Origin of the sequence: Embleya sp. NPDC005575, from assembly GCF_040605455.1 — a bacterium.
Taxonomy (GTDB): Bacteria; Actinomycetota; Actinomycetes; order Streptomycetales; family Streptomycetaceae; genus Embleya.
Map to the genome: position 1 here is coordinate 1 of NZ_JBEXCV010000071.1, position 18,316 is coordinate 18,316.

15 protein-coding genes are annotated in these 18,316 nt (G+C 71.9%); 7 read left to right on the plus strand and 8 right to left on the minus strand.

Annotated features, from left to right (window positions below; genetic code table 11):
* Window positions 1–230 precede the first annotated feature (230 nt).
* Window positions 231–863, plus strand: a complete 633-nt coding sequence (locus tag ABZS54_RS23270) for a recombinase family protein (RefSeq protein WP_355539317.1) — start codon at window positions 231–233, stop codon at window positions 861–863.
* On the opposite strand, the gene ABZS54_RS23275 is transcribed toward ABZS54_RS23270, so the two are convergent.
* Both ABZS54_RS23275 and ABZS54_RS23280 read right to left on the minus strand, forming a co-directional pair.
* Entirely contained in the window at window positions 752–1,399 is a 648-nt protein-coding gene (locus ABZS54_RS23275; protein WP_355539216.1) for a hypothetical protein, read from the minus strand. The genes ABZS54_RS23270 and ABZS54_RS23275 overlap by 112 nt on opposite strands.
* 578 nt (window positions 1,400–1,977) lie before the next feature.
* Window positions 1,978–3,648 carry a GAF domain-containing protein gene (locus ABZS54_RS23280; RefSeq protein WP_355539219.1) on the minus strand — a complete coding sequence of 557 codons (1,671 nt, stop codon included), beginning with the start codon at window positions 3,646–3,648 and terminating at the stop codon, window positions 1,978–1,980.
* A gap of 274 nt (window positions 3,649–3,922) precedes the next feature.
* Here ABZS54_RS23280 and ABZS54_RS23285 point away from each other — a divergent pair, with 274 nt between their 5' ends.
* Together ABZS54_RS23285 and ABZS54_RS23290 are read left to right on the plus strand one after the other, a co-directional pair.
* Window positions 3,923–4,363, plus strand: a complete 441-nt coding sequence (locus ABZS54_RS23285) for a CBS domain-containing protein (RefSeq protein WP_355539222.1) — start codon at window positions 3,923–3,925, stop codon at window positions 4,361–4,363.
* 65 nt (window positions 4,364–4,428) lie between these two features.
* Window positions 4,429–5,091 (plus strand): response regulator transcription factor, encoded by a 663-nt coding sequence (locus ABZS54_RS23290; RefSeq protein WP_355539225.1) that lies wholly within the window; start codon window positions 4,429–4,431, stop codon window positions 5,089–5,091.
* Between the two features lie 79 nt (window positions 5,092–5,170).
* On the opposite strand, the gene ABZS54_RS23295 is transcribed toward ABZS54_RS23290, so the two are convergent.
* The 3 genes from ABZS54_RS23295 to ABZS54_RS23305 form a co-directional block, all read right to left on the minus strand.
* Complete coding sequence (locus tag ABZS54_RS23295) at window positions 5,171–5,887, minus strand: CBS domain-containing protein (RefSeq protein ID WP_355539228.1); 717 nt, start codon at window positions 5,885–5,887, stop codon at window positions 5,171–5,173.
* A complete protein-coding gene (locus tag ABZS54_RS23300; RefSeq protein ID WP_355539231.1) occupies window positions 5,884–6,195 on the minus strand; it encodes a flavodoxin domain-containing protein in 312 nt (103 codons plus the stop codon). The genes ABZS54_RS23295 and ABZS54_RS23300 overlap by 4 nt, the downstream gene beginning before the upstream one ends.
* 238 nt (window positions 6,196–6,433) lie before the next feature.
* Entirely contained in the window at window positions 6,434–9,130 is a 2,697-nt protein-coding gene (locus tag ABZS54_RS23305) for a GNAT family N-acetyltransferase (RefSeq protein WP_355539234.1), read from the minus strand.
* Between the two features lie 187 nt (window positions 9,131–9,317).
* Between ABZS54_RS23305 and ABZS54_RS23310 the strand changes: the two genes are divergently transcribed.
* From ABZS54_RS23310 to ABZS54_RS23320, 3 genes are all read left to right on the plus strand, one after another.
* Entirely contained in the window at window positions 9,318–10,226 is a 909-nt protein-coding gene (locus tag ABZS54_RS23310; protein WP_355539237.1) for a universal stress protein, read from the plus strand.
* 75 nt (window positions 10,227–10,301) lie between these two features.
* Window positions 10,302–11,234 carry a universal stress protein gene (locus ABZS54_RS23315; RefSeq protein WP_355539240.1) on the plus strand — a complete coding sequence of 311 codons (933 nt, stop codon included), beginning with the start codon at window positions 10,302–10,304 and terminating at the stop codon, window positions 11,232–11,234.
* A 132-nt stretch (window positions 11,235–11,366) separates the two neighbouring features.
* Window positions 11,367–11,972 (plus strand): hypothetical protein, encoded by a 606-nt coding sequence (locus ABZS54_RS23320; protein WP_355539243.1) that lies wholly within the window; start codon window positions 11,367–11,369, stop codon window positions 11,970–11,972.
* A gap of 52 nt (window positions 11,973–12,024) precedes the next feature.
* Here ABZS54_RS23320 and ABZS54_RS23325 read toward each other — a convergent pair whose 3' ends face one another.
* A complete protein-coding gene (locus ABZS54_RS23325) occupies window positions 12,025–12,516 on the minus strand; it encodes a hypothetical protein (protein WP_355539246.1) in 492 nt (163 codons plus the stop codon).
* A 145-nt stretch (window positions 12,517–12,661) separates the two neighbouring features.
* Here ABZS54_RS23325 and ABZS54_RS23330 point away from each other — a divergent pair, with 145 nt between their 5' ends.
* Window positions 12,662–13,579 (plus strand): hypothetical protein, encoded by a 918-nt coding sequence (locus tag ABZS54_RS23330; protein WP_355539249.1) that lies wholly within the window; start codon window positions 12,662–12,664, stop codon window positions 13,577–13,579.
* Window positions 13,580–14,639: 1,060 nt separating this feature from the next.
* On the opposite strand, the gene bla is transcribed toward ABZS54_RS23330, so the two are convergent.
* Both bla and ABZS54_RS23340 read right to left on the minus strand, forming a co-directional pair.
* Complete coding sequence (gene bla / locus ABZS54_RS23335; protein ID WP_355539252.1) at window positions 14,640–15,587, minus strand: class A beta-lactamase; 948 nt, start codon at window positions 15,585–15,587, stop codon at window positions 14,640–14,642.
* A gap of 588 nt (window positions 15,588–16,175) precedes the next feature.
* Window positions 16,176–16,805 carry a hypothetical protein gene (locus ABZS54_RS23340; protein ID WP_355539255.1) on the minus strand — a complete coding sequence of 210 codons (630 nt, stop codon included), beginning with the start codon at window positions 16,803–16,805 and terminating at the stop codon, window positions 16,176–16,178.
* Between the last annotated feature and the right edge of the window lie 1,511 nt (window positions 16,806–18,316).

Genomic DNA, 18,316 nt, shown 5'->3' on the forward strand with positions numbered 1-18,316 from the left:
GCCGGGTGGTGGCCCACCCGGCGGTTCCCGGCTCCGCGGCGGGCGCGGTCGGTCCGGCGGCAGGACGGACACCGGCGCGTGCGAGTGATGCAGCGACGCGATCGCCGCGTGTCCCCACCGAGGGCCGACACAGGGTGGCGATCCAGTACCACACCGCCCGGTTCCGACTGGTGCCCTGACTCGCCAAGGTGCTTGCGGTGGCAACGCCGGCGGGGCGCCGACCCGGTTCCGTGTGGACCGAACTGCCCCGGCCCGCCGGCGCGGGTGTCGAGCCCGTCGGGCACGAGCGCCTGGGGTATGCCCGCGCGTCCACCGCCCGCCAGTCGCTCGACTCCCGACTCGACTGCCTCGCCGAGCACGGCGTGGCCCGGGTGTTCCCGGAGAAGATCTCCACCCGCGCCACCAAGCGGCCCGAGTTGGACAAGGCAGTCGGCCTCGCCCGCGAGCTGCGCGGCTCCGGGGTCCGGGTCACCCTCGTGGTCCACGAGCACAAGCGACCGGGTCGCGGCATCGAGTGGACGAGCCACCGCCGGATCGGTTCGGGCGGCTCGCCCGTGGGCTCGCCGGGCACGGGATCGGCCGCTTCGGTGGGTCCTCCGGTGGGTTGTGCGGGGGTGGGCTCTTCAGGCTGTGGGTGTGGCGTCCGCATGGCTTCCGGCTCCTGTCGGTACGGCCGGGATCACGGTGGCCCGACGCACAGGGCTCGGCCGGGCCCGTCACTTGGACGATGCCCGGCCGAGCCTCGTGGCGGTCAGAGCAGCCAGCGGTGGTCTCGAACGATCGGCAAGCGGGCCCACAGGGCACCCAGGCCCAGGCGGCTGCCGACGGCGATCGCGGCGAGGGCGATCAGGGAGATGGCGTAGATGACGTGGTAGTCGGTGAACGGGTTGGTGGAGGAGGTGGCCTTGCCGCTGTCGAGGTGCTTTGCGGGCGGCCATTCGGCGATCCACATCAGCGCCATCATCGCGGTGCCCGCGACGGCCGCGAGACGCAGACCGATGCCCAGGATCAGCGCGACGCCGATGCCGAGCAGGCCGAGCATGAACAGCCAGTCGGCCCAGGGTTCGCCGGCCCAGCCGCGCAGCGTGCCGGCCATCGGGCCGACGTCCACGTGGGAGAGGAAGCCCTTCGTGGGGGAGCCGCCGTCGATCCAGCCCTTGCCGCTCGCGGTCGCGTAACCGAGGCCGAACGTCTTGTCCAGGAACGCCCACAGGAACACGAAGCCAAGCAGGACGCGCAGGCCCCCCACGGCGACGTCGGTGGTGCGGACCGCGGCGATCGCCGGAGAGCCGGCCACGGTGTCGGGCGTGGTCCCGTCGATCGTGGGGCGGGGCGCCGAGGTGGTGCGGTGCGGCAGGTGCAGGCGCGAGGACAGTCGGTGGTCGTGTGACGTTGCCATGTCGATTCCCTCCCTGTGGGCGCCGGGCCCAGTGCTCGGCGCTCGGCCACGAATGTGCTCTCCTGGGCCGTGACTTCAATCTCTCGCAAGCCCGGTGGCCGCCCCAGGGCCGACCGGCCCGAGTCGGTGGGCCCAACAGCCGTTTGCCACCGGGACGTTGCCGGATACTCGCGGAAGTTGCGTGCCGAAAAAGGCGGTTGCCCTCGACGGATCGGGGGCAACCGCCTGCGGTCACAACGGCGACCTGCGTTTCGCCGCCTCCAGGGCGGCCTGGGAACGGTGGACAGTGCGGCGGGCGAACCGTCTACGCCGACGACCACGTGTCCGGTGGGAGCGTGCGAGGCGAGAGGCATGGGCCCGTCCCTTCCCGACGGCACCGGCTACGGCTACGGCTACGGCTACGGCTACGCAGAGCCTGCCTGTCGAGTCCGTGCCGACGCATCCCGCAGCGCTCCGCAAAGGCCGATGGCCCCGGCGGACGGGTCGGATGGCCCGGTTGCCCCGCCGACCCGGTTGTGCGGCCGGGGCACGATTTCATGCCGTCGTCCGAGACGAGCACCGGCAGGCGTTCGCTGTCGTCAACCCAGCGGGGCGCACCATTCCAGGAGCGCGCCGCCCTCCGGGGCGGGCCCGAACGAGTAGGTGCCACCGAGGGTTTCGGCCCGCTCGCGCATGTTTCCCAGCCCGCTGTCGCGAGTCGGCGACTCCGGCGGGCCCACGCCGTCGTCGCGCACCCGTACCCGCACGTACTTGTCGTCCGCCTCGACATGCACCTCCACTCGGTTCGCGTGGGCGTGACGGGCGGCGTTCGCCAGTGCTTCGCGCAGCACCGCGATCACATGGGCGGCGATCGGCTCGGGTACCCGGGTGTCCAGCAGGCCGTCGACGCGCAACGTCGGGGCGAAGCCCAGCATTTCGGTGACCGCGTCCACCTCGTGCAGACAGCGCGAACGAAGTCCCATGCCGGTGTCGCGCCCCCGAGCCTTGAGGGAGAAGATCGTCGACCGGATCACCTTGATCGTGTCGTCCAACGCGTCCACCGCGGATTCGACCCGCTCCAGGGCCTCGGGGTGCTCGATGAAGCGCGTCGCGCTCTGCAGCGTCATACCCGTGGCGAACAGGCGTTGGATGGCCAGGTCGTGCAGGTCCCGGGCGATCCGGTCGCGGTCCTGCAGCACCGTCAACAACTCGGCGTCGCGGCGCCGCTCCGCGATCTCCAGGGCCAGCGCCGCGTGGTCGGCGAAGCCGGTGACCATGCGCACCACCGCGTCCGACAACTGCGGACGCTCCACCTGGTTGGCGACCTGGAGCACGCCGCGGATGCGCTCGCGGGCGCCCAGCGGCAGCAGGAACGCCGAGCCGAGATCACGTCCCACGGCGGCGGCCACCACCGCGCCCGGATCGTGGCTGAGATCGTTGCTGGTGATCGTCTCGCCCGAGCTGAACACCTTGCCCATCAGTGTGCTTTCGCCGGACAGGACCAGCCCCCGGATGCGATCGGCGAGGGGCCCCGCAGCGGCTTCCACGACCAGGTCGCCGGTTCCGGCCACCGGCACGGCCAGGGTCACCAGGTCGGCGTCGGCCATCTCCCGGATGGTCGCGGTGAACGTGCGCAGGACGTCGGCGGGTGCGTCACCGGAGAGCAGGCTGCGGGTCAGGTCCGAGCTCGCCGCCAGCCAGCGCTCGCGTCGGCGCACGTCGTCGTACAGGCGGGCGTTGTCGATGGCGACGCCGGCCGCCGCCGCGAGCGTGCGCAGGACCGCCTCGTCGTCCTCGTCGAAGTCCGCGCCGCCGCGCTTCTCGGTGAGGTACAGGTTGCCGAAGACGGTGCCGCGGATCCGGATCGGCACCCCCACGAAGGTGTTCATCGGCGGGTGGCCGGGAGGGAAGCCGAACGAGTCGGGGTGCTCGGAGAGGTCGTGCAGCCGCAGCGGGTGCGGGTCGCGGATGATCAGCCCGAGGATGCCGCGCCCGGTGGGGAACGGGCCGATCCGCAAAATGGTCTCCGGGTCCATGCCCACCGGCAGGAACCTGGCCAACCGGTCCTCGTCGCCGATCACCCCCAGCGCCCCGTACTCGGCATCGACCAGGGACACCGCCGACTCCACGATCCGCCGAAGCACGGTCTCCAGGTCCAGCTCGCTGCCCACCGACAGGACGGCCTCCAACAGCCCGTTCACCCGGTCCCGGGCCGAACGGACCACCTCCACGTGTGCTTGGAGCTCGTCCAGCAGCTCATCCAAGCGCATCCGCGGCAATGCCGGTCGCTCGTCCGACGGCACAAACCCTCCCATGGTCGAAACACTTCTCGAGTCCATCGTGTCAGCCTGTGCGCCGCACGTCTCCCCATTGTCGGACGGACCCCTGTGGTCCGGTCGTCCAGGGGCTCCGCGGGGCCGAACGACCCGGGCAAAGGGGTCCCAACAGGGCCGGGGGACTCTGTGCGGACCCACCGGAGGAGAGCACGGTGAGGTCGTACCACCGTGCGAGATCGGCTACGACACACCCGACAGGAGTAACGCCATGACCGACACAAGGCGGGCCGGCGCGGAGACGACCCCTCGGATCCCGACGGTGCGGGAGGTGATGCACGGCCCGGTGGTCTCGGTGAGGACCGAGGACACCCTGTGGGCGGCGATGGACAAGATGATCGTCACCCACCTGCACCACGTGGGCGTCGTCGACGGCGGGCGGGCGCTCGGCCTGATCAGCGACCGCGACCTCGCCGCCGTGTGGACCCTGGACCCGCTGGGCCTCAAGCAGCACACCGCCGGCCGTGCCCTCGCCGGGACCGAGACGACCTTCGTCACCCCCGACACCGATGTCGTCACAGCAGGGGAGCAACTGCTCGAGCACCGCCGCGACGCCCTGCTCGTCGTCGACGCGGACGGCACGGCGCTCGGGGTGCTGACCGACCGTGATCTGTTGACTGTTCTCCTGGGGCTCCACCGCCCGCTACGGTGACAGGCGCGGGCGTCTTCGACGTCCGACAATGGAGTCACATCAGGACCGACCTCCGGAGGAGGGCTGTGTCGACATCGCCCATTCGCGTGTTCCTGCTGGACGACCACGAGGTGGTCCGCAGGGGCCTCGCCGACCTGCTCGGCGGCGAACCCGACATCGAGATCGTCGGTGAGTCGGGTTCCGCCGCCGAGGCCACGAGGCGTATCCCGGCGCTGCGCCCGGACGTTGCCATCCTGGACGGGCGCCTGCCCGACGGCAGCGGCATCGACGTGTGCCGTGAGGTGCGCTCGCGCTTCCCCGAGATCAACGCGCTGATCCTGACCTCGTACGACGACGAGGACGCGCTGTTCGCGGCGATCATGGCGGGCGCGGCGGGCTACGTGCTCAAGCAGGTCCGCGGGCAGGACCTGATCGCGGCGGTGCGCGCGGTGGCCGGCGGACAATCCCTGCTGGACCCGGCGGTGACCACCCGAGTCCTGGAACGGGTCCGCAAGGGGCCGGTGGCCGAGCCCGGTCCGACCGGGCTCAGCGAGCGCGAGAAGCAGGTTCTGGAGCACATCGCGCAGGGGCAGACCAACCGGGAGATCGCCGAGAGCCTGGGCCTGGCGGAGAAGACCGTCAAGAACTACGTCTCGGCAGTGCTGAACAAGCTCGGCCTGGAGCGCCGGGTCCAGGCGGCGGTGTACGCGACCGAGTTGCACCAGGGCAACGAGCGGCACCAGAGCTGAGCCCGGCGGCGGTCCGGCCGAACCCGACGCACACCGATGTCCCCCGGACCGACAGCGGGTCTCGGGGGACATCCACGGTTCAGCGGGTGTGCCCCTCGCCCCACCCCTTCGCGATGCGCCCGCTTGTCGGTGCGAGCGCGGGGTCTTCGGAGTCGGAGGGGTGAATGAGGCCGTGGGAGACCTTCTCGACGCCGTCGACGGCGGCGCACAGGCGCAGCACGATGTCGACGAGGGTGGGGTGGTCGACCTCGCCGGCAAGGTGCACCACGGCGTCGCGGACCTCGACCTCGACCGTTCCGGGTTCCAGGCACAGCGCCTTCGAGAGGACGTCCTGCTCGATCTCCGCGCGGATCTCCGCGTCCGACCGCAGGAGAGCGCCCAGCAGGTCGCAACGGCTGACGATGCCCACCAGCCGCCCGGACCGGTCCACCACCGGTAGGCGCTTGACGTGATGGCGGTCCATCAGTCGAGCCGCCCGCAGGGTGCTGGATGTCGGTGTCACGGTGATCACGGGGGCCGTCATCAGGTCGCGGGCGGTGAACTCCTCGCCGAGCGGCTCCAAGTCGGGCTCCCGGTACGCCTCCGGCCCCACCCGCGCCGTCTCGGCGTCCGCCACGCGCGCGTGCAGCAGATCGGCCTCCGAGACGATGCCGAGCACGCGGTGGCCGTCGTCGACCACCGGCAGCGCGCTGACCTGCCAGGTCTCCAGAACGCCCGCGATGTCGCGGAATCGGGCGACGGATCCGACGGTGGCGACGTCGCGCGTCATGACGTCCCCGATCGTGGTGTGCGTCATGTGGTGCCTCCCGGAGTCGCTGCGACCGCGACGAGCGCGCGGGCGAGGTCGACGTCGAACAGCCGGACCGGACGGTCCGCGAACTCGGCCCGATGTTCGTCGGCGAACGTGGTGGCGGTGGTCGGCGGCCGGGACCCGCCGTGGATCGCGCTGCCGAGGATGTAGGCATCGAATCGGGACAGGTCCTCGCCCTCGTTCATCGGGCCGACCCGCGCGTGCAGACCGCGCGAGCGCGGGCGTTCTCCGATCAGGTGGGCGATTGCCCGCGTACCGCTGTGCGCGCTTGCGTACGTGATGAGGACGTTCACGGTGTCACCTCCCGGGCGAACATCCTCAGCGTGCAACCCGCCGTCGAAGGTGTGTCAGGGCCGCGTTACCCGGGGCACAGGGCCGTTCGGCCCGGGTGAAACATCTTCGTGGCGATGCGAATTCACGAAGGGCGGATCTCCGCGACGGCCTGCCCGTACGTGCCGAGCGGGCCGTGGCGATCCACGCCCGCTCGGCCGTCGTGCACGCGTGTCCCGGACCCGGCACCGGCCTGCGGGTTCAGCGCAGTCGGCGCAGGTACGGGTCCTGTTCGTGTCGCGGGGCGAGGCGGATCCGGGCGTCGACGACGGTGACCCCGTCGGGACGGGCGACCAGCGGATTCAGGTCGGCTTCCGCGAGTTGCGGCACATCGTCCGCGAGCCTGGACAGTCGGTGCAGGATGTCCTCGATCCCGGCGGTGTCGGTGGGTGCCGCGCCCCGATGGCCGTAGAGCAAAGGTGCCCCGCGCGAACCGGCCAGGAGCGAGTGTGCGTCCAAGTCGGTCAGCGGGGTCAGCCGCGCGCCGTGGTCGCCGAGCACGTCGGTGGTCACGCCGCCGAGTCCGAACACCACCAGCGGGCCCAGTACCTCGTCCTGGGTCACCCCGGCGATCAGTTCGACGCCGGAGGCGGCCATGGGCTGCACGACCACGCTCTCCATCAGGGCCCCGACCCGATAGGCGAGATCGGTGAACGCCGCCCGCACCGCGTCGTCGCCGACAAGCCGCAACCGAACCCCACCCACATCACTCTTGTGCACGATGTGCGGGCCGTACGCCTTGAGCACGACCGCACCGTCGACCCCCAGCGGCGCCAGTTCGCGGGCCAGCGCCACCGCCTCCTCGGCGTCGAAGGCCTGCCGCCACGGACTCACCTCGATGCCGTACGCGCCCAGCATGCGTGCGCATTCGCGAGGCGGCAACCACCCGCCGTCGGGCTCGCGCGAGAGGAACTCGGCGGCGAGCGAGCGGGCCGTGCCGCGATCGACGTCGATCAACGCCGGCACCGTCCCGCGTGGCCGGGTCAGCCACATCGCACGCTCGTAGGCGTGCGCGAGCGCGACCGCTGCGGTGCGCGCGTCGCCGTACACCGGGACCGTCCCGCCCACCGCGGGCAACAGCTCCACCGCGGCGGCACGTTCGGGGGCGATCACCACAACGGGCCGCCCACGGTCGGCGGGACCCTCCAGGATGTCGCCGAGCGGGTCGCCGAGCGCGGTCGGGGCCAGGGCCAGGACGACGGCGTCCACGTGGCCGGCCGCCAACACCCGGTCCACGCAGCGTCGTAGGGTCTTGCCGTCGACGGTGGCGGTGGTGTCCACCGGGTTCGCGCACGCGGCGCCGGCGGGCAGCAGGGCGCGGAGGTCGGCTTCGAGGTCGGGGCCGAAGCGCGGCACGGCCAGGCCCGCGTCCACGCACGCGTCCGCGGCCAGTACCCCGGCGCCACCCGCGTTGCCGATCACCGCCACCGCGGCACCGTCGGGCAGTGGCTGGGCGTGCAGCAGGGCGGCGACCGCGACCAGGTCGCCGAGGGTCTGTGCGGCGGTCACCCCGGCCTGGCGGAACAGCGCCCCGCGCGCCACGGTAGGGGTGACCGCGGCGGCGGTGTGCGATCCGGCGGCGCGCCGGCCGGCGGCGGAGCGTCCGGCGTCCACGGTCAGCACCGGCTTGGTGCGGCCGACGGTACGCGCGATCCGGGAGAACTTGCGCGGGTTGCCGAAGGACTCCAGGTGCAGGATCGCCATCGAGGTCCGGGTATCCGCCTGCCACCACTGGAGCATGTCGTTGCCGCTGACGTCGTACTTGTCACCGAGCGACGCGAAGGTCGACACCCCGATCCCGAGCCGGTTCAACTGCTCCGTCAACGCGATCCCCACACCGCCCGACTGCACCGCCACCCCGGCGCTGCCGGGAGCGGGAACGACCCAGCCGAAGGTCGCGTTCAACGCGGTGCCGGGATCGGTCTGCGCGATGCCCAGACAGTTGGGACCGACCATTCGCATGCCGTGTCGACGGACGGAGTCGTGCACGCGCGCGGCCTGTTCCGGCGTTCCTCCCGAGGTGACCACGACCAGGGCGCGCACGCCGGCGCGTCCGCAGTCCTCGACCAGCGCGGGGACCGCCTCGGCGGGGACGGCCACCACCACCAGATCGGGCACCTCCGGGAGCCGGTCGGGTGTCGGGAACGCGGGCACCCCGTCCACCTCGGTCGCGGTGGGGTGCAGCACGGCCAGGGTCCCGGCGTAGTGCGCCGCCTTCAGGTTGCGCAGCAGGGCTCGGCCGACGGAGTCCGCCCGATGCCCGGCACCCGCCACCGCGACCGATCGGGGTACGAACAGCGGCACCAGGCTGGCCACGTCGGCGAGGGCCTCCCGCCGCGCCAGGGCGGTCAGGTACCGCTCGGTCGAGGGAATATCGCCGTCCAGCGGGATCGCGCAGTTCAGCACGCCCGCCACGAGACGGTTGCGCACCGGCAGGCCCATGTCCTCCAGGACCCGCAACATCGGCCGATTCCACGGCAACGTGTCCGCGACCAGCGTGTGGACCTTGTCCGCGCGGGCCATCGTGACCGCGTGCTCGATCAGCAGGGTGCCGACTCCCCGGCCGTGCCACGCGTCGGCCACCGCCAGGGCGAGTTCGGCCTCGCCGGAGCGGGGGTCGCCGTTGTACTCGACGACTCCGATGACCTCGCCCCCGTCGTGGGTGAGCGCGAGGAGCGCGCCGCACCCGACCCGGCCGGGCGTACTCACCCGCTCGGCGGTCTCGCGCACCGACGTCTGCGAGGCGCCGAAGAAGCGCAGGTACAGGTTCTCCGCCGACATGGCGTGGTGCATCGCCAGCACCCGATCCCGATCCTCGGGTCCCGGCGGTCGCAGCAGTACCGTCTCGCCGTCCGCGGCCAGCGCCCAGACCTCGTGCGGTGTGCCGAACTCGTTCATGGACCCGTTCCCTTCGGCCGTGGCGCATCCGCGCCGCTCGCCGCCAGCCTCGCGCCGACGACCGGCGTGAGGCAGGGCCGACCGGTCCCGACGCCCGGGTCGAACGGCCCTGTCCGTCCCCACCGACACCGAGCAGTGTTCGTAACACGGGCCGACAGGCGATCGGCCCCGGGAGAAGGAGCCGACCGTGACCACGCACGAGGAAACAACGCCGATCGTCGTGGGAGTCGAACACACCGACGCGGGCCGGCTCGCGGTGGTGTGGGCGGCCGACCAGGCGGCCCGGCGCGGCCTGTCGCTGCGCCTGGTGCACGCGCTCGACTGGCCGGGCGGCGCCGACCGCGACCCCGAGGTGAACCCGCACCGGCAGACCTGGAGCGGGCGCTTCCGCGACGCCGGCGTCCGCGCGCTCGACGAGGCCCGCGACCTCGTCACGACCCGCCACCCCGGGCTGACCACGGATGCGGTCCTGGCCGACGGAGCGCCCGTGACCGGCCTGCGCGAGCACACGCGGGACGCGGCGATGGTCGTGCTCGGCTCGCGCCGACTGCCGACGGCCACCGAACTGCTGACCACCGGCGGTATCGCGGTCCCGATCACCGCGCACGCGAGGTGCCCGGTGGTCGTCGTCCGCGAGCCCGAGCACACCAGCGCGGAGCCCCCGACCATCGTGGTCGCGGTGGACGGAGCCCGGCGCTCCGAACCCGCCGTGGCGTACGCCTTCGACGAGGCCGCCCGCCGGGGCGCCACGATCGTGGCCGTCAATGTCCGCCAGTTGTCCGGCGGACTGTTGGCCGGGCTGCGGATGCGCGAGGAGATGCAGGAGGGGCGACTCGGGCTCGCCGAGACCCTCGCCGGTTGGACCGAGAAGTATCCGACCGTGCCGGTACACCGCGAGGTCGCCGTCGGTCACCCCGTCGAGGTCCTGCGCGAGGCCGCCGAGCACGCCCTGTGCCTGGTCGTCGGCACCCGCGGTCGGGGCGGCTTCACGGGCCTGCTGCTGGGTTCGGTCAGCCAGGGGCTGATCCACCACGCCCGCTGCCCCCTCGTGGTCGTCCCGACCCCGCCCGACGAGACATCGGACGACCACGACTGAGGTGTGCCCGCCCGAGCACCATGGGCCGTGTCCGACCCGCCGATCACCGTCCGTACCGTCCGCAAGGGATGCGCCATGAACCAGCCGTCAACCTCCAGCACCGGATCGCCCTCCCCTTCGACTCCGGTCCTCGGCCACGTGGTTGTCGGATTCGACGGCTCTCCCGGTGCCGAACGCGCCGTGGACCTGGCCGCCGACGAAGCCGCACGCCGACACACCACCCTCGAAGTGCTGCACGCGCTGGAATGGGTCGAAGTCGCCACCGCCGACGACCGCTTCGGTCAACAACTGCGCGAGAACGCCCGCGCCATCGTCGACCGCGGCGTCGCCCGCGCCCGCGCCCGCCGGCTCGACCTGCCGGTGCTCGCCACGGTCGAACTCGCCAACGCCGGCGACGCGCTGGAGGCCGCGAGCGATCGCGCCGCGCTCCTGGTCGTGGGCAGCCGAGGGATGGGCGGCTTCGCCGGCCTCCTGATGGGCTCGGTCAGCCTCCCCGTCTCGGCGACGGCCCGGTGCCCGCTCCTGGTCGTCCACCCCGACCACGACGCCGCCGCCGACCGCACCCCGAAGTCGGTCGTGATCGGCGTCTCCGACGACGACTGCGCCCCCGCCCTGGAGGCCGCGTCGGCCCAGGCCCAGGCCCGACACCTGCCCCTGCGTGCCGTCCACGCGTGGCGCTACCCCGCGATGATGGCCGGCGGCATCGGCTTCGCCCCGGCCATGTGGGTCATGGACGACTGGCGGACGGCGGCACAGGCTGCGTTGGCCGCCGCGATCGAACCTTTCCGCAAGAAGTACCCGTACGTCACCGTCACCGAAGACGTGGTCCTGGACACCCCCGCACACGCCCTGATCACCGCGAGCGCCGATGCCGACCTGGTCGTGCTCGCCGCCCACCGCAACACCGGCCGCTTCGGCCCCAACCTCGGCCGCGTCACCCACACCGTCCTCCACCACGCCAAATCCCCGGTCCTCCTCGTCCCGGTCGACGGCCGGGCCGGGAACTGACCGACCCCGCGCACGGGTCGGACCCGGAGGCGGGCTCCCGCTCTCGAACCCGGCGGCCGGATGGGCGGCCTGCCCGGTACCGTGGGGACGCTTCGGCCGGATGTGCCGCCGGCCTCTCGGGGAGGAGCAACCGTGGGGGCAGGGGCGATCGCCGGCCGTGCCGACGGGCATGTCGATCTCGCCCGGTTGTCCGCCGATTGGCGGACCCATTGGGGCGGATGCCCGCCACTCGGTCACCTGTTGAAAGAGGCGTTCCCCGAGAAGTGGGTGCGCTTTCACAGCCTGCCCGACTCCCGGCGCTACGCGCGAAACGACAGCGAGTACCGAGTGCTGCTCGAACGGCAACACACGGTACTCGCCGACCTGGGCGCACCGCCGCGCCTGGTGGTCGTCGGCTGCGCGTGCGGCGACGGCGTCGAACCGGCGGGCCGCTCACGGCAGTTGGCGGCACTTGCCCCGGGCGCGTACTGGCGGAGCGTGCGCTCGGGCGATGCGGCCGATCCCGATGTCCATGTGTACGCGGGCAGCCTGCCCAACACACCGGCCGCGCTCGATCCGCTGCTGCGATCCGTGGCCGACGACGAGACGGCGGGCGTCATCCTCGCTCCGGTCGGGCTCGACTGGCTGGCGCACCCGTACGACGGCGGCCTCGACGTGATCGCCCGAAGCCCGGTGGAACGCGATGCGCTCGGGGCCTCACACCCCGACTGGCTTTCCCGTCATCCGGAAGGCTTGTGAACGGCGGCCGAGATACGGCGCGTCGGCGGGTGGCGTCTCAGCGGACAGCGCGTCAGCGGTAGTCGTCGGGGTGGCCCTGCATCCAGGTGTTGATCTTGTCCCGGGTGCCGATCAGCGAGGTTTGATGCTTCCTCAGGTTCTCGGAGGACCGGTCGCCGCCGAGTTCGGCGTCGAGCTTCCTGATCAGGGCGATCGGCTCGGGGAAGTGGCCGGGACCCTTCGGGTCCGCCTTCATGGCCCGGTCCAGGCGGTGGAGTTCGTCGTGGACCCGCCCGAGGAAGTAGGCGCAGTTGCTCGGGGTACACGATTCGCGCAAGGTCGCCTGGAGCCCGGCGAAGGCATCGCGGACCTTCTCGACCGGTGCCGAGGTCGGTGCGGGGACGGTGGCGGCTCCGCGCGGCACCGAGGGCGAGACGGAGGCACTCGCCGGCACAGCGGACTCGCCCGCCGCGTTCGCATCGCCGTCCGTCTTGTCGCAGGAGACGCCGAACGCGGCCAACGCCACTACGGCAACTACCGCACCCCGCACCGGTAACTTGAACATGGAGTCCTCCCGTGATCGTCGAGTCAACCGACCCTACCGACCCCCGGCAACGCCTGCGGGGTCACAGGGCAAGAACACCACTCCCCCGGCACGCCACCGAGGCCGGTTCGCGCCGCGTGTCACAGGCGTGTGTCAGAGTCTGCGGATGCTTGAGATCGTGGTGAATACGGAGAACCGGGAGCGGCACGTCCGTGCTTCCGCCGAGGACTTGGCCGAGCTGGTCCGGCGCATCGGCGGTGACGGTGAGCGATTTCTGGTGGTCCAGCGGATACCCGACCTGCCGGATGTCTTCGCCCAGGTCTGGCATGAGGCCGGCGGACACTACACGCTGGAGCACCGTGACGGCGCCGCCGACCGGCACTTCCGGGTGATGGTCGACGCTCCCGAAACTGTGATCGCGGCGATGATCGGCTGGGCCCGCCGGGAGTTCGGTTGGGACGCCGGCCTGGCCTGGTCGTTGGTGGACATGGGTCCCGCTCGTGCGGTGCCGCCGCTCGACCTCGACGAAGGCGAGTTCGAGATGTTGGAGAAGCGGGTTCGCGAGGTGCTGGTCGGTGGTTACGCCTCTCGCACCGAATTGGCGGAGCTCGCCGAGGACTACCTGGTCACCGAAAACCGCCGGCCCATTTCGCGTGAGCAGGGGGTGGCGTTGGCCGACCGGATGTGGATGGAACGCGTCGCGGAGCAGACCGAATGGCAAGGCGAGACCCACCCTGAACGGCTCACCCGCGCATTCGCCGCTCTGGAGGGGGCCGGCATCACCGCCCGTGAGCACTTCACCTGCTGCCGCAACTGCGGCCAGTCCGAGATCGGCGGCGAAAGCGGGCCCGATGCCCGCGGCTTCGTCTACTTCCACACGCAGTGCACGGACTCAGCGGCGGCCGGCCACGGATTGACGCTGCTCTACGGCGGCTTCGACGGCTCGTCCGAAACCACCGCGGCCGTCGGCCACGAGGTCGTAGCCGCTCTCGAAGCAGTCGGCCTCCCCGTCGAGTGGGACCGCGACCCCGATCGGGCCATCACCGTCACCCCCCTGGACTGGCGCCGTCGCCTGGTCGGATAGACGTCGTCTCAGGGCTTTCGGCCGAGCACGGCAATGCGCAGCCGGTTGGCGTTCGACGACTGGCCGCGACGAGCAGCAACGCACTTCCGTCGCAGCCGGACGCCGGCACGGCTCGCCATCGGCCTCTTGGTCGATCGGCGGGTACGTCGGCCTCCGACCACTGGATGGTCGTGAGTGTTCCGGGCGGTTCTCACCACCCGGAAGGCCCGGAACGCTCACGATGCCACAGCATCAGCGGGCCTACCTGACGAGTTCGGCCGGTGCGTCGTCTCGAACGCGGCCGGCATCCGGTTCGCGCACGCGAGTACCGTAGCCACCGGTGAAACGGCCGGGTCCGCCGTGGACACCTCGCTGCTCCCGTCCCCCGGCCCTTCTGCGCTCATTCGACGTGGGCATCGCCGGTGGTCACCGGTCTCATGCCGGGTCGGCCGCGCCTCGGCGAGCCTCGCGCCGGCCTGCGTAGCGCTCCTTGCGGTTGGCTGCCCTGCCCATCTGCTGCCGCTCCTTGACGCAGGAGCGCACGGTGCAACCCGCGCAGCACGTGCGGCCGAACAACAACGCGCCGGGGTGTTCCCATCGGCAGCGGGTGTCCGAGTCCTCCCCCGTCGGGTGGGGAGGCAGGTCACAGGCGCCGTAGCGGTGATCGTGTGGACCGGCCGGGGGTGGTGCTCCACATGGCGTACCCACAGCGGCTTCGTCCTGTCCGTACGGGACATCTCGTTCCTTCCGGAACCGCCGCCCGGCCTCCCGGACCTTCCGGGCGGGCGGCTGGATTCGCCATTTCACGGCGACAAGCTCCTTCCTTCGTCCTCGTGTCCGCGGCTCGGGCGGGTGGAATCCGCCGACCTCGGGGGAGAGTTTCCCGGCGAGCCTGGCAGGCACACCAGCGGCCATGCCGTCCAGGGTCCCGGCACTTCGCATCCGAACCCGAGACCGGGCCGCCGTCGGTTCCGCCGGCGAGCGGTTCGCCTGGGGGGACCCGCCCGGCGTACCCCGCCTCATCCGCAGGGTAACGAGCCAGGCTTGGGCGGGAGTTCGGGCGCGATGGGGCCGGTCGCGGTCAGGCGAGGTGTGCCGCGACGAGGGCTGCGGCCTCGGCGAGGAGGGGTTCGTCGGCGGGCGCGTGGGCGTCGGGTTTGGTGGAGAGCACGGCCAGGACGAGCGGGCCGCGGCCGGGTGGGCGGGCGATGGCCACGTCGTTGGTGGTGCCGTAGCCGCCGGTGCCGGTCTTGTCGGCGACGCTCCAGTCGGGCGGCAGGCCGGCTCGGATGCGCTTGTCGCCGGTGGTGTTGGCGAGCAACCATCCGCCGAGGCGGGTGCGATCCGCGGGGGCCAGGGCGGTGCCCAGGGCGAGTCGGGCGTAGGTGCGGGCGACGGCCCGGGGGCTGGTGATGTCGGTGTCCCGGCCGGGTTCGGCCGAGTTCAGGTCCGGTTCCGGGCGGTCCAGGCGGGTCACCGGGTCGCAGACCGAGCGACAGAAGTGGGTGACCGCGTGCGGGCCGGCGGCCTCGCCTGCCCGGCCTCCGAGGGCGCGGAGCAGCAGATTGGCCGCTGTATTGTCGCTGTGGGTGATGGCCGCCGCGCACAGGTCGGCCACCGTCATACCGTGTGCGCGGTTCTCGGGTCGGCCGGTGATCGGCGCGTAGCCGGAACGTGTGACGTCCTGCTCGGTGTAGTGGATGCGCTCGGCGAGGAATTCGCCGTCCCGGTCCAGGTCGCGCAGGACGGCCGCGACGAGCACGGTCTTGAACACCGAGCAGATCGGGAAGCGCTCCTCCTCCCGATGGCCCACGTGCCGTCCGGTGGCCGGATCGAAGGCGAACACCCCGAGCCGTGCACCGTGTTGCTCTTCGAGTCGGCGCAGCCGGCGGACAATTTCCGTGTCGCGCACCCCCGCGAACGCGTTCGTGCTGCTGATGCTCGCCGGGAGTACGAGACCGCCCAGTGCCGTCGCGGCGCCGACGATGAGCAAGTCGCGACGGGCGGGGCGCATATGTGGCAAGGCCAACGGGGAACCTCCTTCGCTTGATCCGGGGCTCGTATGCCCATCCAACCGCACAGGCGCGCCGGGCGCGAGACCCATCCAGGCGTGTCGCCCGTGAAGGCAGCGGCCCGGCGAACAACGCGGTCCGGGCCGCGTGGGTCCACAGCCCCAAGCCGGCAGTACCTTCGCGAACGTCGCCTCGTCCACCGAAAACCCGCGTCACGGGCGGCGCAGCGCAGGACCAGAGCCGGTCCGAGTCCGGTTCCGCGCCCAGTGTGTGAACTTCGAGTACTTGAGGCCTTGTTGCCGCATCCGGCCGGTCTGCTGTCGGTGGATGCGGTGGAACGGGCGCCGGCGGTGGGAGAATTGATCTCTCTCCGGGAAGTCGTCGACACCACCGGAGTGTTGCGGCAGGCGCTGAAGCCGACCGAGTTGCGGCTCCGCTCCCCACCGTGCCCGAGCGTCGCCGACGGGCCATTCGTCCGGACCGGCCCCGACCCGACCCGAACCCCGGTCCCGGCCCGGTGCCGCCGGCGACGTGGGTCCGGGCCTACACCGCCGAATACCAACGGCCACCCGCCACGCGGCCTACTCGGCGGAGCCGTCGCCGGGCTATGCCCGCTCGGGTGGGTCCTGTGGCGGGGTCACGTCCCGCGTCGGGAGGAGGGCGATACCGGACCTGAGCTGCAGCGCACCGGGTAGGTCCAGGATGCAGCGCCGGCTGGCCACCACGGCCTGCTGCATCGCCAGGGTGCCGGTGGTCGTGCAGGTGCCGCACCGCAGCGACATCAGGCGGGCCTGGCGGATGACGGCGAGCATCCCCTCGATGTCGAAGGCAACGGTGAGGCAGATCTCCAGGCTCCCGACCCTGGCACCGTCAACCGTCAGATCGACGCAGGGACGGTGGGTGGACGTGATCCGGTGGGTCGCCAGGGCGATGACCTCCTCGGTCCCCGGAGCCGCACGGGTACGCCGCGCGGCCTCGACCATCGCGGCGTGTTTCGCCCATCCGGCCGCCGCCAGATCGAGCAGATCCAGACTCAGGAATTCGTTGACCATCGAGGCGACCTCCCGCTCGACGGTCTGCCCCGCGGTGTCGGTCAGGCCCTGGGCCGCACGCCCGAGCATCGAGGCCACCTCGTGTTCACGAGCCGCGTCCACGAGACTTGCCGCGGCCGCCTCACCGTCCTCGCCGAACAACAATTCCCGTACGGACGCGGGCTGCGCCACAGCGGCAGTCACGAATCCACCTCCTCGATGAGGGCATCGCCGTCGTCACCGAACAACACTGCACACGCGAACGCGGGCGCAAACGCGGGCCCCGCCACAGCGGCAATCACGGATCCGCCTCCTCGATGGTTTGTCGACCGGGGTCGGAACGAGGTTCCAGACGCACCGTTCGACTCGGCCCGGGCGTCTGCCCGACGTCTTGCACTCCCCCCGACGCGAGGCCCGGTCGCATGACGGCGCGAACATGTCGGCGGGTCCAGCGCGGCCCCCGCTGCGGATGACGGAAGAAGCCCATGTAGCCGGCCAGCGCGACGGCCAGGAAGCCGCCGGCCGCCAGCGTCCCGATCACCCATCCCGCGGTTCCGCCGGCGCCGGCTCCGGTGTCGACCACCGCGGCGGACGGCGACGGAGAGCGGGTCCCGGTCGGTCGCACCGGAGACACGGGCACGGGTGGTGATCCCGGTCGAGCGCCGGCCGACACCTCGAAGGAGGCGTAGGCACGATCGGCTGCGCCGCATCGTGCCGAAACCTCGTGGCTTCCCTTCGATACGTCCTTCGGGACCACCAGTCGGGCACTGAATCCGCCATTCGGGGCGACGGGCACCGCAAAGGGGGCGATACCGGCGCCGTCCCAATAGATGTCGACGCGGTAGTCGGGCGCACAGGTCGCGAAGCCCGAGCCGAGCACCACCACCGTCGTACCGGCGCCTCCCCCTGCCGGCGTCAGGACGAGCACCGGATGCGACCCGGGGACCGAGGGGCGCAACGTCGGGCCTCGGGAGGGAGGTGGGTTGCTGCGGGGCGGAGGTGTCGACGCCGAGGGCGTAGTCGGCGTCTCCGTGCAGCAACTGTAAGTGGGCGTGGTCGGCGGCGGCGGGGACAGAGCCCGAACCTGTGCGCCACCCGACGGCATCGAGACCCCCAATCCCACCAAGACCAGGGCACCCACAATCCCCGAGACCTGCACCATTGGTCCTTTCTCGTGACGTCGACGCGAGAAGGGGCCCGCGACTCGAACGACGAGCCGCGACCACGCGCATCCCCGCGCACGACCGACCCAGCGACTTGCGACCAGCGAAACACGACACGACACCCACCGCATCCGGGTGGTTGGCGAAAGGCCGTGTCGAGCATCCGGTCGACGAGGACGGGAAGGGCGTAGACCAGAGCCGGGCACGCCGGAAGAAGCGGCCGGCGGGTACGACCGTGCGGCGTCCCGCGCCACGAAGGTCCCCGACCCGGTCGGCGGCCGGGCGACTACCGGCACGCGCAACCGACGCCCGCCCGGAACGTGTTCGGGGCCTCGGTCGGTCGATGTGACCGAGGCCCCGTAACGGCGCCCTGCACAGCCCGCACAGGACACGCTGGTGACTGTGTGGACCCGACAAGGCGCATCCACCCGGCAGGACGCGGGCCACCCGGCAATGGGGGGAGAGTCACCCGAAGGAGTGGCCGGCGCAGGGGTGTTCCGTTCTCTCGAAACCGACCCGATCGCCCCGCGCGGGGTCAGGCGGTGCGGATCC